Source organism: Parahaliea mediterranea (assembly GCF_017255185.1).
Taxonomy (GTDB): domain Bacteria; phylum Pseudomonadota; class Gammaproteobacteria; order Pseudomonadales; family Halieaceae; genus JAFKCZ01.
Window position 1 is genome coordinate 451,731 of record NZ_JAFKCZ010000004.1, and the last position, 13,328, is coordinate 465,058.

Here is a 13,328-nt window from a genome sequence, read left to right on the forward strand (position 1 = left end):
AGGAGCATGCGGTACCTGGGACCTGATACGAACGTTACAGGTGTCGCGATGCATGTATCTAAAAGCCCCTGCGTCAATCAAAACACAGGGACTGGGCCAAGAGCGCCTCAGGTAGTAAGAATCAACCTCAGCGCCTGCAACTGCAACCCCGCATGCCGAATATGCACCGCACATTCCTCAATCCGGTAGTCCAGGTGATCCAACTCCTCCTGCCGAATCGCGGGGTTCACTTCCCGCAATGCCGCCAGCCGTTCGCGCTCGGCGCCCAGGGCGCTGCGCATTTCGGCTTCGGCCTCGGTGAGGATATCGGCCAGGCGGGCTTCGGCTTGAGATGTGGCCAGGGCCATTTTGGCGTCGACGTCGGTTTGCACCTGCTTGATGATGGCCAGGGCCACGGGTTTTTTGACCCGCTCCACCAGTTCGTTGAGGCGCGCGTGGGGCACGAGGTGGGCGAGGTCCTTGCCGCGGGCGTCGACGAGCAGGCGCATGGGGGAGAGCGGCAGGAAGCGCTCCACTTGCAGTTCCCGCGGCGCCACGCAGTTCACGGTGAACAGGCATTCGAGCATCATGGTGCCCGGGGGGATGCCCTTGAGCTTGATGGTGCCGATGGCGGCGTTGCCGAGTTCGGTGGAGTGGACCATGTCCATGGCCTCCACCAGCATGGGGTGTTCCCAGGTGAGGAAGGCCATGTCTTCCCGGGCCAGGCCCTTGTCGCGGTCGAAGGTGACGGTGGTGCCCTCGTCGCGCAGGTAGGGGAAGTGGCCGGTGAGCATCTGCTCGGTGGGGCGCAGGATGAGGGCGCCTTCCGAGTGGAATTCGCTGTCCACGCCGAAGGCCTCGCACAGGGCCTCCAGGTAGTTCAGTAGCTGGTCGCTGGCCTCGCGCTCGCGAATGCCGTCGATCAGTTGTTGCGCCTGTTCGGGCTTGCAGGAGTTGAGTTCCAGCAGGCGGTCGCGGCCCTCGCGCAGTTCGCGGCGGGTTTCCACGGTGAAGTCGGCGGTGTCGGCCAGCAGCTGCTCGAAGTCATCTGTGCGCTTTTCCAGCTGCGGCAGCAGGCGCTCGGCAAAGCGCTGGAAGATCATGTGGCCGGCGGAGCAGCTTTCGCTGAAGGCGTCCAGGCCGCGCTCGTACCAGTCCAGCAGGCTGTGCTGGGCGCTACCCTCGAGGTAGGGCACGTGAATCTGCACGTCGTGCTGCTGGCCGATGCGGTCGAGGCGGCCGATGCGCTGCTCGAGCAGGTCGGGGTTGAGCGGCAGGTCGAACAGGATCAGGTGGTGGGCGAACTGGAAGTTGCGGCCCTCGGAGCCGATCTCCGAACACACCAGGGTCTGGGCGCCGTTGATTTCGTCGGCGAAGTAGGCGGCGGCGCGGTCGCGCTCGACGATGGACAGGCCCTCGTAGAAGGCCGCCGAGCGGATGCCCGCGCGCAGGTGCAGGTGGTGTTCCAGGGCCACGGCGGTGTCGGCGTGGGCGCAGATCACCAGGGCCTTGGCCGGCCGCAACTGCTTGAGGAACTTCTCCAGCCACTCCACCCGGGGGTCGAAGGCCACCCAGCTGTCGTCGTGGTAGGGCCGCTCCGGGTGCAGGCCCGACTCCAGGTCGAGGCTCGCCAGGGCGTATTCCTCGGGGTAGGGCAGCGGGTGCCGGTGCAGGTGGCGCTGGGGGAAGCCGCTCACCGCGGCGCGGGTGTTGCGGAACAACACGCGGCCGGTGCCGTGGCGGTCGAGAATCTGGTCGATCAGCTGGGGCGGCGGCGTGGCCGCGTCGAGTCCCGCGGGCAGGTCGGCGGGGACTTCGCCGGCCTCCAGTTGCCGGGCCATGTCGCTCCAGCGGCGGTATTCCTTCTCTTCCTCGATAAACTGTTCCAGCGAGTGGAAGCGCGAGGGGTCGAGCAGGCGCAGGCGGGCGAAGTGGCTGGCCTGGCCGAGTTGCTCGGGGGTGGCGGTCAGCAGCAACAGCCCCGGGCAGCGGCTGGCGAGGGTTTCCACCAGGCGGTAGTCCGCGCCGGATTCCTCCTCGCTCCAGTGCAGGTGGTGGGCTTCGTCCACCACCACCAGGTCCCAGCCGGCGTCCAGCAGTTGCTGCTGGCGTTCGGGCTGGTCCAGGAACAGCTGCGGGCTGCACAGCACCAGCTGCTCGCTGTCGAAGGGGTTGCCGTCGCTCGGCTGGGCGAGGCGCTCCTCGTCGAACAGCGCGAAGTGCAGGTTGAAGCGGCGCAGCATCTCCACCAGCCACTGGTGCAGCAGGGGCTCCGGCACCATCACCAGCAAGCGGTTGGCGCGGCCGCACAGCAGCTGCTGGTGCATGATCATGCCGGCTTCAATGGTCTTGCCCAGGCCCACCTCGTCCGCGAGCAGTACCCGCGGCGCGAAGCGCTGGCCCACTTCGTGGGCGATATACACCTGGTGCGGCAGCAGGCTGGTGCGCGAGCCCATCAGGCCCCGCACCGGCGAGCGCTGCTGGCGGTCGAGGTGTTCGAAGGTGGCCACCCGCAGGGCGAAGTCGCCGTTCTTGTCGAAGTGGCCGTTGAGCAGGCGCTGTTGCGGGGTGGTGAGCTGTACGTAGGCGTCCAGCTCCAGCTCCGATACTGTCAGCGTCGCCTCGTGGTGGTCGGTGCCGGTGTAGAGCAGCAGGCCCTGGCGTTCCTCGATACTGGTAACAATCAGCTCGACGCCGTTGGTGGTGGAGATATGGTCGCCTTCCTGGAAGCGCAGGCGGGTGAGGGGCGCGCCGTCGGTGGCGTAGGTCCGTTCCTCGCCCACCGCGGGAAAGTTGACCGTGACCCGGCGCGGTTCCACTTCCACCACCACGCCCAAACCCAGCTGGGCGTCGGCATGACTTACCCAGCGCTGTCCTACGATATACTCCATAGTCTCCCTGTATCGCCTGCGGTTGGCGGGCGTGGGCCCGAAAAAAGGGCGCGTAGTGTACCACCGAATTCCGTTGCTTTGTCAGCGCAAAGCGAGGATGGGGCTCAGGGGCTATCGAAAAACAGGGCCAGGCTGTTGCGCCGGGCCTGCGCCAGCAGCTCCTCCACCGGCAGCCCTTTGACCTCGGCGACCTTCTCCGCCACGAAGGGCAGGTAGTAGGGGGCGTTGGGTTTGCCGCGGTAGGGCACCGGGGTGAGGTAGGGGGAGTCGGTCTCCAGCAGCAGTTGCTCCACCGGGGTGGCCGCCACCACCTCGCGCACGTTGTCGGCGCGGTTGAAGGTGGCGATGCCGTTGAAGCCGAGCATAAAGCCCTCCGCCAGGCAGTACTGTGCCAGCTCCAGGCTCGAGGTAAAGCTGTGGATGACGCCGCGGCGGCGCAGCGAGCCGCTGTAGTTGGCGAGGATGGCGCGGGTATCGTCGTCGGCCTCGCGGGTGTGGATCACCACCGGCAGTTCCAGCTCGTCCGCCAGCGCCAGCTGCGCGTCGAACACCCGCCGCTGCACCGCGCGGTCGGCGTGGTCGTAGAAGTAGTCCAGGCCAATCTCGCCCACGGCGACGATGCGCGGGTCCGCGGCCCGGGCGCGAATGGTCTGGGCCACGCTGTCGTCGTAGCCCTCGGCCTCGTGGGGGTGGATGCCCTGGGTGCCCCACACGTCATCCTCGGCGCCGGCGAGTTGCCAGACCTTGTCGAGGTTGCCCGGCGCCACGGCGATGGTGATGATGCGCTCCACGCCCACTTCCCGGGCGCGGGCCAGGGTCTGCTGCAGGTGTTCCTGGTCCAGGTAGTCGAGGTGGCAGTGGGTCTCGATCAGCGGGGTCTGGAAGCGGGGGATGTCGCGGCGTTTTGTGCTCATAGGGGCGGTGTCGGTGCTGTGGTTGGCGAGCGGCCGAATAGGATAGGGCAGTGGCGGCCGCGGGGGAAGGGGCGATCAGGCGGCCCGTTCCAGGCTCTCCAGGGTGGCGATGATCTGCCGCCACAGCCACTGGTGCAGCGGCGAGCCGGCGCAGCGCTCGTGCATCACCAGCATGTACTCCATGCTGTAGTCGCCGTCCTCGGGCATCGGCAGCGCCACGATGCCCTCGGCCGCCGCCTCGTTGCGCAGCATATACGCCGGGCCGGGCAGGAAGTAATCGGTGTTGCGCAGCACTTCCAGGGCGGTCATCAGGTGCGAGGTCTCCAGCGAGCCCTGCTGGGGATGGCGCACCCGGTTGAAGGTGTCCGAGCTGCGCACCAGTTCGGCCTGGTCGAGGTCGGAGATGTACACGCGGATCACCGGGTAGTTGGCCAGGCGCTCCCAGGTCACCTCGCCGTGGGTCAGCGGGTGGTCGCGCCGCACCAGCACGGCGGGGGGCGAACCGCCGATCGCGTGCACCTGGAATTCGTCGGCGTAATGGGCCTGGGCGATATGGATGGCGAAGTCGAGGTTGCCCGCGGCCAGCTGCTCCAGCTGGTTCTCGACCCGGGTAATGGTGCGGATCGACAGCCGCGGGGCCTGCTCGTGCAGGCGCTGGATCAGCGGCGGCAGCAGCGCCATGCCCACGTACTCCGACAGCGCCAGCACCACCTCGCCGGTATAGGCCCAGGGGTCGAAGTCCGAGCCGCTCACCAGCCGCCCGATGTCCGCCAGGATCGCCGGCAGGGCCTGCTCCAGCTCCCGCGCCCGGGGCGTGGGCTGCATGCCCCGGTTGCTGCGCGTGAACAGGGTGTCGCCGAACAGCTCCCGCAGGCGCGACAGGGTCTTGCTCATCGCCGGCTGGGTGATGTGCAGGCGCTGGGCCGCCCGCGACACGTTGCGTTCCTCCAGCAGCGCCTGCAGGGCCACCAGCAGGTTGAGGTCAATTTTGTGGAGTTGGCGGCTGTCCATGGTCAATATGAACCAAATTCATGGGGAGCATAAAAATAATACATTAGAAATATATCAGAGGGCGGTCTATTCTGGTAGCAACTCAGGATGTAGCGTTCGGTCCGTGCGGCCGCAGCGCCGGCGCGGCGAGGGCTGCGCCGATGGGACTCCCATCCAGGTCTAACCGAGTTACCTTTTAAACCCGCCTTATGGCGGGTTTTTTTATGCCCATGGATGGGCCGGGCCGCGTACGGCTGTATATCGTGGGAGGGCAGGATGCCCCGGTCCGACGCATCGGGAGCGATGAATGTGCTTTTTAAGCCCGCGCCCGGGTCTTGCGCCTTGCCGGTGACGCCTTGCGCCGCGCGCGGGTTTTGCGCGCCGGGCGCGCGCCGCGCGACAGTTCGTCGAAGGTGCGCTCCAGGCACTGCCGGTACAGCTGCGGATCGGGCAGGATCTCCCGGTCGGCGAGCACCGACAGGGTGACCTTGTCGGCGTAGCTGAACACCAGGTGAAAGATGCCGACGCCCGGGGTGAGAACCCCCAGGCCGTAGTAGTCCACCATTTGCGCGCCCGCGCAGTACAGGGGGAAGGGCGGCCCGGCGACGTTGGAGATCACCGTCGACACGTTGGCGGGCAGGTAGCGCGAGAGTTCGTAATGCGACCACAGGCCCGCGGCGGATTCGGCGATCACCGGCGACACCGCCCCGGCCAGCCGGATGATATCCACCAGCGGGGTCTGCTCGCCCCAGGTCTTGGCGTTGCGGGTCGAGGCGCCGATGGCCGCCAGCCGTTCCAGCGGGTCGGGGGTGTCGCTGTGCAGGCTGGTGAAAACCGCCCCCACCTGGTTGTGGTCGTCGCTGCCGCCCCGGCGGGTGCGCATGTTCAGCGGCAGGGTCGCGGTCAGCGAGCCCTCGGGCAGCTCCCCCTTTTGCTCCAGGTACTGCCGCATCGCGCCGGCGATCACCGCCATCGCCACGTCGTTGACCTTGACGCCGGCGAAGTCCTTGATGCGCTTGAACTCCTGCAGCGGGAATTCCGCCGCCTCGAATACCCGGTGCGGGCCCACCGGGCCGTTGAAGCGGGTGCGCGGCGCGCTCAGCTCCGGCAGCGGAACCTTGCCGCGCAGCAGGCCGGCGCCGTAACGCGCCAGCGAGGCGCCGTTGACCAGCGCCGCGCGGCTAAAGCCCAGGCTGTTGCGCAGGCCGTTTACGGTGGCCTTGCTGAGCAGCTCGGGCACCGTCGGCGGGGTGTCCGACAGCAGGGGCTGTTCGCTGCGCACCTCCTGCGGCGGGTTCGGTTCGCGGTCGTGGGTCAGCGCCAGTACGTCGGAGCCGCCGGCGCCGTCCACCAGGGCGTGGTGCAGCTTGGTGTAGATGGCGAAGCAGCCGGCGGGCAGGTTGGGGATATTGTCCAGCCCCTCGATCACGTAGACTTCCCACAGCGGCCGGTTCATGTCCAGCGGCCGCGCGTGCAGGCGGGCCACCTGGATGCACAGTTGCCGCCAGTCGCCGGGTTGGGGCAGGGCGATGTGGCGCAGGTGGAACTCCACGTCGAAATTGGCGTCCTTTACCCAGTAGGGCCGGTCGATGCCGCCCGGTACCTTGACCAGGCGCGTGCGGAACAGCGGGTTGAGACGCAGGCGGCGCTCGAAGGTGGCGATGACCTGCTTGAAGCGCACCTGGCCGCCGGGCGCCGTTGAGGGATCGTAGAGTCCCAGGCCGCCGATGTGCTGTGGCGTGTTGGCTTGTTCCAGGTTGATGAACGCGGCATCCAGTACGCCGAGTTGTTTCATCGCCTTCGCACCCCGCTGGTTAACGTGTCCCTGCACAGCTTAACACCGACTTACCGGGAGAGACTCCTCTGTTTGCGACAAAGCTTGAATTCCCGCGGGTCCTGAAATCGAAGCGCCGCGTCCGCCGGCTGTCGGCCGGCCTGTTGTTGCTGTGCGCGGCGCCGGCGATGGCCATCGACACGGCGGCGGCCTACGGCGCGCGCCTGGTGCGCGCGGAACAAACCTGGCCCGACGGCACGCCCGAGGTGCCGCGCCCGCCGGCGGCGCCCGCCGGCGCCGGCCGCGAGGCCTACGCGGCGGCGATCGAGGACGCGCAGCTGGCGGGCGGCCCCTACCAGGCCGGACTCGAGGAGCCCCTGCGCGACCTGGCGCGCTGGCACTGGGCGCGGGGGGAGCTGGCCGAGGCGGGTCGGCAGTTGGACCGGGCCCTGCACATCCTGCGGATCAACGAGGGCCTGCGCAGCGAGCGGCAGGTGTCCCTGCTGCGCGACCAGATCGCACTGTCGCGGGCCGCGGGCGACCTGGCGCGGCTGGACGACCGCCAGGCCTACTTGTATTTCCTCGCCGCGAGCGGGCAGCCGCTCGCGGGGGAGGACAACTGGCATGCGACCCTCGACTACCTGCGCTGGCAGCGCGAAGCGCTGCGCAGCGGTCTCGGCGGCGACCAGCGGCGCCTGCAGGCGCTGGTGGATTTGAACGAAGACCTGCTGGACGCGGATGCCGCCGCCGGCCCGGAGGCGCTGCCGCCAGCGCGGCGCTGGCTGCTGGTGCAGAGCCAGTTGCGCAACCTCTACCTGCTGCAGTCGAGTATTCCCGAGCCGGGGTACCGGCCGGGCGCGATGTCCGCCGGGGCCTTCTACACCCCGGGCCGCGACATGGACGCCCTGGAGGCGGAGCGCCGGCGCCTGGACAACCTGCGGCGCGGCGGCATGATGCGCGGCGCGCAGTTATTGCAGGACTTCGCCGGCAGCCAGGCCGCCGGCAGCGCCCTCGGGCGCGACGCCCGGCTCGCCCTCGCCGACTGGTACCAGTGGCACGGGGCCACCCGCGACGCGGCGGAGATCTATCGCCAGCTGGCGGCGGAACTGGCGGCGGCGGGAGAGGGCGAAACGCTGCAACAGTGGTTCGGCGCGCCGGTGGAGCTGCCGGACAACGGCGCCTTCTGGCAGGCCCCCGCTCCCGGGCAGGCCGCGGAGGCCGTGGTGCGGGCGCGGTTCACGGTGAGCGCCCGGGGGCGCGTGCGCGAACTGGGCATCGACACGGTGCCGGAAGCGCAGGTGTCGGCGGCGAGCCGCCTGCGCCGGGCGCTGCGCGAGGTGCGTTTCCGACCCCGGTTCGAGTCGGGGGAGCCGGTGTCGAGCCCCGCCGTTGAGCGGAGCTACGCGTGGTTGCCGCTCAGGCGTTCTCGATAGTCAGCAGGGCGCCCCGGGTCTCGATCGTGCCGCGGGTGCGCCAGTCGATCAATTCGCCGCAGTGCTTGTCGACACAGCGCTCGGCCATTTCCAGGAAGGTGGAGCGCTCCGGGTCGGCGATGTAGATGTGCTTCACCCCGGCCTTGACCGCGCGATTGACCATGTTGGTGACCGGCTTGACCAGTTCGTCCCAGAAGCAGATGTCCGCGGCGATCAGCATGTCGTAGCGCGCCAGCTTCTTGACCGTGAGCTGTTCAAAGCGCTTGACCAGGTGGGAGGTCCGCACCTGGTTCATGGCGGCCACTTCATCCAGGAAGGGAAAGACATCCGGGTCGGCGTCCACCGAGGTCACCTCCGACCGCAGTTTTTTGGCGCACCAGATGCCGGCGACCCCCCAGCCACAGCCCACGTCGATGACGCGCCCGGCGTGGGCGGGCGGGTGCTTCTTCAGGTAGTCGATCAGCAGGGCGCTGGATTTCCACGGTTTGGTGCCGTGAATGGAAGGGGACGTGCCCTGGCGTTTGACGCGGCGGATCGCCGGATGGCTGGCAGTGGGTATGGTGACGCCGCGAAATTTACGCGCGACCGGTTTCGTTCGGCTCAAATTTGGTCCCTTCCGTCAAAAATGTTCTAGAGTTGTTAGTAGCATTGTGGCATTTTGAAGTCTAACAATTCCAATTATACAGTGTCTGCCGCGCGCCGGAGGGGGAGCAATCGGGCAGGTTGAATAGGGAAGGTCCCGGCGTGTCTTTTTTGTGCCTGTCATAATTCTGTAACAATTGTGTGGCACCCAGATAGCGTTGTCGGGATTGCATGGGGGAGTCCGTGTATGACCAAGACCCGGCCTGAAGTTGAGCTTCTGGAAAAAAACCGCCCGCGTCAGGAGCGGGCTAAACGCACCTACGAGAATATTCTCCAGGCAGCCGCCGAGTTGCTGGTGGAGGTTGGGGTGGAGCGCATCTCCACCAATCTGATTGCCGAGCGCGCCGGCATTACGGTGCCGGCCCTGTACCGCTATTTTCCCAATAAATACGCTGTCCTTTACGCCCTGGGCGCGGTGTTGATGGAGCGCCAGAACGCCATTTTCGAACAGTGGTACGAGTGCCACCTGCGGGCCGGCGGCGCCCCCGCGCTGCTCGACAACATCTATGAGCTGCTGAAGCTCACCTACGAGGATACCCGCGACCGGGTCGGCGGCCACGAAATCACCCAGGCCCTGCGCGCCGTGCAGCCCCTGCAGGAACTGCGCTTGCAGTCGCACCGCGCGGTGGCCGCGCAGTTTGCCGGGATGGTGGGGGAGGCGCTGCAGCGGCCCACGGACGAAGTCATGCTGATGCAGGCGCGGATGACCGTGGACGCCTTCTACAGCATGGTGGAAATGGCCCTGGGCGACGACACCCTGTCGCCGGAAAATATCCTGCGCCAGGGCGCGCACATGATTTCGCTGTATTGGGCGGACATTCTGGCGCGCAATTGAGCCGGGTGGCGGTGTGTGCGGGGCGCTAGTCCAGCACCACCACATCCTCCGCCTGGGGTCCCTTGGTACTGTTGGCCACGTCGAAGGCGACCCGCTGCCCGTCGCGCAGGCTGCGGCGCCCGTCGCCGCGAATGGAGCGGAAGTGGACGAAGATCTCGTCGCCGTCGTCCTTGACGATAAAGCCAAAGCCCTTGGAAACATTGAACCATTTGACCTTGCCCTGTGCGCGCCCGCTTTCGCTTTCGCCTTTATTGGACGGGCGCGACGCGGCGGGCGAGGGCGCCGCGGCGCTCGCGCGGGTCGGCGGGGAAACGAGCAGGGCGGTGGCCAGGGTGGCAACGGCGAAACAGATGACGAGCGGGATGTCGGGGATGGCGCCTCCCTGCAGTAGCGTGGCGATGGTGGAAGCTACGGCCGCGATAACCAGGCTGGTAACAAGCTTTCCCGTCAGGTTCATGCTAATCCTCTTTAAACAGTCGTTTGTTGTCTGCGCCGCCAGGGCCCGGCGGCGCGCTTGCAATGCCCTTGCGCGGCGATGGCTGCGTGGCCGGATTTACCGGCAACAGCAGCCCTTGCCGATACTGGAAGGGCGGAGTGTGCAGCGGGTGGATGGCGCCGCTGGGGCGCCGGGAGGTGTTCGCCGCGCCACCTCCCGAAGTGGGTGGCTGGCCGTTACAGCTTCAATACATCCTCGGCCTGCAGGCCCTTGGGCCCTTCGACGAGTTTGAATTCCACCGCCTGCCCCTCGTTGAGGGTGCGGTAGCCGTCGCCCTGGATGGAGCGGAAGTGGACGAATACGTCATCGTCGCCTTCCTCTCGGGTAATAAAGCCAAACCCCTTGGCATTGTTGAACCATTTAACTGTGCCATGGACACGATCACTCATACCGCTTTCCTCGGTTTTACCCTTCACTTTTTATTATCCCGGGCCGCCGTGAGGCGACCCGGTGCTAAAACCATCTTACCGAGGCTCTTTCCCCAGGCGCGTACCTCCGCGCCCGTTTCAGCCCGCGCCAATCGCTGCGCTACATCCTGAGCTGTTACTGCTACATCTCAGCTATGCGTTGCTCCTGCTCACGCAGCTTGACCAGCGCCTGTTGCTGGGCCTGTAACTTATCGCGCTCTTTCGCCACCACGGCTTCCGGCGCCTTGTCAACGAAGGACGGGTTCTGCAGCTTGCCTTCGATGCGTGACAGGTCTTTCTCCAGCTTGTCAATTTCACGGGCGAGGCGCTTCAGTTCGGCGTCCCTGTCGATCAGGTCGGCCATGGGCACCAGAATTTCCAGGTCCCCCACCAGCGCAGTGGCCGCCACCGGCGGCTCTTCGCCATCGGCCAGCCAGCGAATGTCTTCCAGCTTGGCCAGCTTTTTCAAGGATGCGGCGTTCTGTTCCAGTCGGTTTTTATCGCTTTCGCCGCCGTTCCTGAACAGTACCGTGAGGGCCTTGCCTGGCGGGATATTCATCTCGCCGCGGATATTGCGCACACCCACGATAACGCCTTTGAGCCATTCTATATCTGCGTTTACGGCGCTGTCCACGCCTTTGTCGTCGCTCACCGGGTAGGGCTGGAGCATGATGGTGGGCCCGGATTTACCGGCCAGCGGGGCCACCGACTGCCAGATTTCCTCGGTAATAAACGGCATAAAGGGATGCAGCAGGCGCAGCGAGGTTTCCAGCACGCGGATCAGGGTGCGCCGGGTGCCGCGCTTGGCGGCGGCGCTGGCCTTGTCGTCCCACAGCACCGGCTTGGACAGCTCCAGGTACCAGTCGCAGTACTCGTTCCAGATGAATTCATAGAGCGCCTGGGAGGCGTGGTCGAAGCGGTAGTGCTCCACCGCGCGCGCCACCGCCGCCTCGGTGCGTTGCAGCTCGCCGATGATCCAGCGGTCGGCGAGGCTGAGCTCGACCTCGGCGCCGTCGGCGCCGCAGTCCTCGTTCTCGCAGTTCATCATCACATAGCGCGCGGCGTTCCAGATCTTGTTGCAGAAGTTGCGGAAGCCCTCGATGCGGCCGATGTCGAAGCGGATGTCGCGGCCGGTGGAGGCCAGCGAGTAATAGGTGAAGCGCAGGGCGTCGGTGCCGTAGGCGGCGATGCCTTCCGGGAACTGCTGGCGGGTGGCCTTCTCGATCTTCGCCGCCAGTTGCGGCTGCATCATGCCCGTGGTGCGCTTGCTCACCAGCGCTTCCAGGTCGATGCCGTCAATCAGGTCGATCGGGTCGAGTACGTTGCCCTTGGACTTGGACATCTTCTGGCCTTCCGCGTCGCGCACCAGGCCGTGCACGTATACCGTGTGGAAGGGCACCTCGTCGCGGAAATGCAGGGTCATCATGATCATCCGGGCGACCCAGAAGAAAATGATGTCAAAGCCGGTCACCAGCACCGAGCTGGGGTGGAAGGTGGCGAGTTCCTCGGTCTGCTCGGGCCAGCCCAGGGTGGAGAAGGTCCACAGGGCGGAGCTGAACCAGGTGTCCAGGACGTCCTCGTCCTGGCGCAGGACAACGTCGTCCGCCAGCCCGTGCTCGGCGCGCACCGCGGCCTCGCTGTCGCCCACATAGACCGTGCCGGCTTCGTCGTACCAGGCCGGAATGCGGTGGCCCCACCACAGCTGGCGGCTGATGCACCAGTCCTGGATGTCGCGCATCCAGGCGTGGTAGGTGTTTTCCCACTGCTTGGGCACAAACTGGATATCGCCTTTCTCCACCGCCTCGATGGCGGGGCCGGCGAGGGTCTTGGCGTCCACGTACCACTGGTCGGTGAGGTAGGGTTCGATCACCACGCCCGAGCGGTCGCCGCGGGGCACCTTCAGGGTGTGGGGTTCGATCTTGTCCACCAGGCCCAGGGCCTCGAGGTCGGCGACCACCTGCTTGCGCGCCTCGAAGCGCTCCAGGCCGCGGTAGGCCTCGGGGGCCTGGTCATTGATGACCGCGTCGTCGTCGAGGATGTTGATCATCGGCAGGCCGTGGCGCTTGCCCATCTCGTAGTCGTTGAAGTCGTGGGCGGGGGTGATCTTCACACAGCCGGTGCCGAACTCGCGGTCGACATAGTCGTCGGCGATGATCGGGATTTCGCGGCCGGTCAGCGGCAGGGCGATAGTCTGGCCCACCAGGTGGGCGTAGCGCTCGTCCTCGGGGTGCACCGCCACCGCGGTGTCGCCGAGCATGGTTTCCGGGCGGGTGGTGGCCACCGTGAGGTGGCCCTCGCCGCTGGCCAGGGGGTAGTTGAAGTGCCACAGGTGGCCCTGTTCCTCCTCCGACAGCACCTCGAGGTCGGACACCGCGGTGTGCAGGGCCGGGTCCCAGTTCACCAGCCGCTTGCCGCGGTAGATCAGCCCCTCCCGGTAGAGCCGGATGAACACTTCCTGGACCGCGGCGCTGAGGCCCTCGTCCATGGTGAAGCGCTCGCGCGACCAGTCCAGGGAGGCGCCCAGGCGGCGCAGCTGGCGGGTGATGTGGCCGCCGGACTGTTCCTTCCACTCCCACACCTTGTCGATGAACTTGTCGCGGCCCAGCTCGTGGCGGTTGATGCCCTGGGCCTCCAGCTGGCGCTCCACGATCATCTGGGTGGCGATGCCGGCATGGTCGGTGCCCGCTTGCCACAGGGTGTTGTCACCGCGCATCCGGTGGTAGCGGATCAGCGCGTCCATGATGGTTTCCTGGAAACCGTGACCCATGTGCAGGCTGCCGGTGACGTTGGGCGGCGGGATCATGATGCTGTAGGCGTTGTCGCCGCCCTGCGGCTTGAAGTAGCCGCGGCTTTCCCATTCCTGGTACCAGCGGGTTTCGATGTCGGCGGGTTGGAAGGTCTTGTCCATTGCGGTCGCTGTCTGAGGTGTCTGTGGTGAAAAAAAGAGCGAGATTATACGCCCTGGGA

Annotated in this window: 10 protein-coding genes; 2 read left to right on the plus strand and 8 right to left on the minus strand. The window is 66.6% G+C overall.

Annotation, left to right across the window (positions count from 1 at the left end; all coding sequences use genetic code 11):
- Positions 1 to 107 precede the first annotated feature (107 nt).
- The 4 genes from rapA to JYP50_RS06840 form a co-directional block, all read right to left on the minus strand.
- Entirely contained in the window at positions 108 to 2,870 is a 2,763-nt protein-coding gene (gene rapA, locus JYP50_RS06825; protein WP_206559733.1) for an RNA polymerase-associated protein RapA, read from the minus strand.
- A 104-nt stretch (positions 2,871 to 2,974) separates the two neighbouring features.
- A complete protein-coding gene (locus tag JYP50_RS06830) occupies positions 2,975 to 3,784 on the minus strand; it encodes a TatD family hydrolase (protein ID WP_206559734.1) in 810 nt (269 codons plus the stop codon).
- Between the two features lie 75 nt (positions 3,785 to 3,859).
- Positions 3,860 to 4,795 carry a LysR family transcriptional regulator gene (locus JYP50_RS06835; RefSeq protein ID WP_206559735.1) on the minus strand — a complete coding sequence of 312 codons (936 nt, stop codon included), beginning with the start codon at positions 4,793 to 4,795 and terminating at the stop codon, positions 3,860 to 3,862.
- A gap of 295 nt (positions 4,796 to 5,090) precedes the next feature.
- Entirely contained in the window at positions 5,091 to 6,569 is a 1,479-nt protein-coding gene (locus JYP50_RS06840) for a WS/DGAT/MGAT family O-acyltransferase (RefSeq protein WP_206559736.1), read from the minus strand.
- Between the two features lie 167 nt (positions 6,570 to 6,736).
- On the opposite strand from JYP50_RS06840, the gene JYP50_RS06845 reads away from it, so the two are divergent.
- Entirely contained in the window at positions 6,737 to 7,981 is a 1,245-nt protein-coding gene (locus tag JYP50_RS06845) for a hypothetical protein (protein WP_206559737.1), read from the plus strand.
- Here JYP50_RS06845 and JYP50_RS06850 read toward each other — a convergent pair.
- The gene (locus JYP50_RS06850) at positions 7,965 to 8,585 is read right to left on the minus strand and encodes a methyltransferase (protein ID WP_241262880.1); all 621 of its coding nucleotides are present in this window, start codon (positions 8,583 to 8,585) and stop codon (positions 7,965 to 7,967) included. The genes JYP50_RS06845 and JYP50_RS06850 overlap by 17 nt on opposite strands.
- Before the next feature lie 225 nt (positions 8,586 to 8,810).
- Here JYP50_RS06850 and JYP50_RS06855 point away from each other — a divergent pair, with 225 nt between their 5' ends.
- A complete protein-coding gene (locus JYP50_RS06855; RefSeq protein WP_206559738.1) occupies positions 8,811 to 9,458 on the plus strand; it encodes a TetR/AcrR family transcriptional regulator in 648 nt (215 codons plus the stop codon).
- 25 nt (positions 9,459 to 9,483) lie between these two features.
- On the opposite strand, the gene JYP50_RS22240 is transcribed toward JYP50_RS06855, so the two are convergent.
- From JYP50_RS22240 to JYP50_RS06870, 3 genes are all read right to left on the minus strand, one after another.
- Positions 9,484 to 9,915, minus strand: coding sequence for a cold shock domain-containing protein (locus JYP50_RS22240; RefSeq protein WP_206559739.1), 432 nt, complete (start codon positions 9,913 to 9,915; stop codon positions 9,484 to 9,486).
- 215 nt (positions 9,916 to 10,130) lie between these two features.
- A complete protein-coding gene (locus JYP50_RS06865) occupies positions 10,131 to 10,343 on the minus strand; it encodes a cold-shock protein (RefSeq protein ID WP_206559740.1) in 213 nt (70 codons plus the stop codon).
- Positions 10,344 to 10,503: 160 nt separating this feature from the next.
- Entirely contained in the window at positions 10,504 to 13,269 is a 2,766-nt protein-coding gene (locus JYP50_RS06870) for a valine--tRNA ligase (RefSeq protein ID WP_206559741.1), read from the minus strand.
- Between the last annotated feature and the right edge of the window lie 59 nt (positions 13,270 to 13,328).

Excerpts from the sequence above, each read along its gene's own strand:
- JYP50_RS22240 (WP_206559739.1), bottom strand. The coding sequence starts at position 9,915 with ATGAACCTGACGGGAAAGCTTGTTACCAGCCTGGTTATCGCGGCCGTA.
- JYP50_RS06865 (WP_206559740.1), bottom strand. The coding sequence starts at position 10,343 with ATGAGTGATCGTGTCCATGGCACAGTTAAATGGTTCAACAATGCCAAG.
- JYP50_RS06855 (WP_206559738.1), top strand. The coding sequence starts at position 8,811 with ATGACCAAGACCCGGCCTGAAGTTGAGCTTCTGGAAAAAAACCGCCCG.
- JYP50_RS06840 (WP_206559736.1), bottom strand. The coding sequence starts at position 6,569 with ATGAAACAACTCGGCGTACTGGATGCCGCGTTCATCAACCTGGAACAA.
- rapA (WP_206559733.1), bottom strand. The coding sequence starts at position 2,870 with ATGGAGTATATCGTAGGACAGCGCTGGGTAAGTCATGCCGACGCCCAG.
- JYP50_RS06835 (WP_206559735.1), bottom strand. The coding sequence starts at position 4,795 with ATGGACAGCCGCCAACTCCACAAAATTGACCTCAACCTGCTGGTGGCC.
- JYP50_RS06845 (WP_206559737.1), top strand. The coding sequence starts at position 6,737 with ATGGCCATCGACACGGCGGCGGCCTACGGCGCGCGCCTGGTGCGCGCG.
- JYP50_RS06870 (WP_206559741.1), bottom strand. The coding sequence starts at position 13,269 with ATGGACAAGACCTTCCAACCCGCCGACATCGAAACCCGCTGGTACCAG.
- JYP50_RS06830 (WP_206559734.1), bottom strand. The coding sequence starts at position 3,784 with ATGAGCACAAAACGCCGCGACATCCCCCGCTTCCAGACCCCGCTGATC.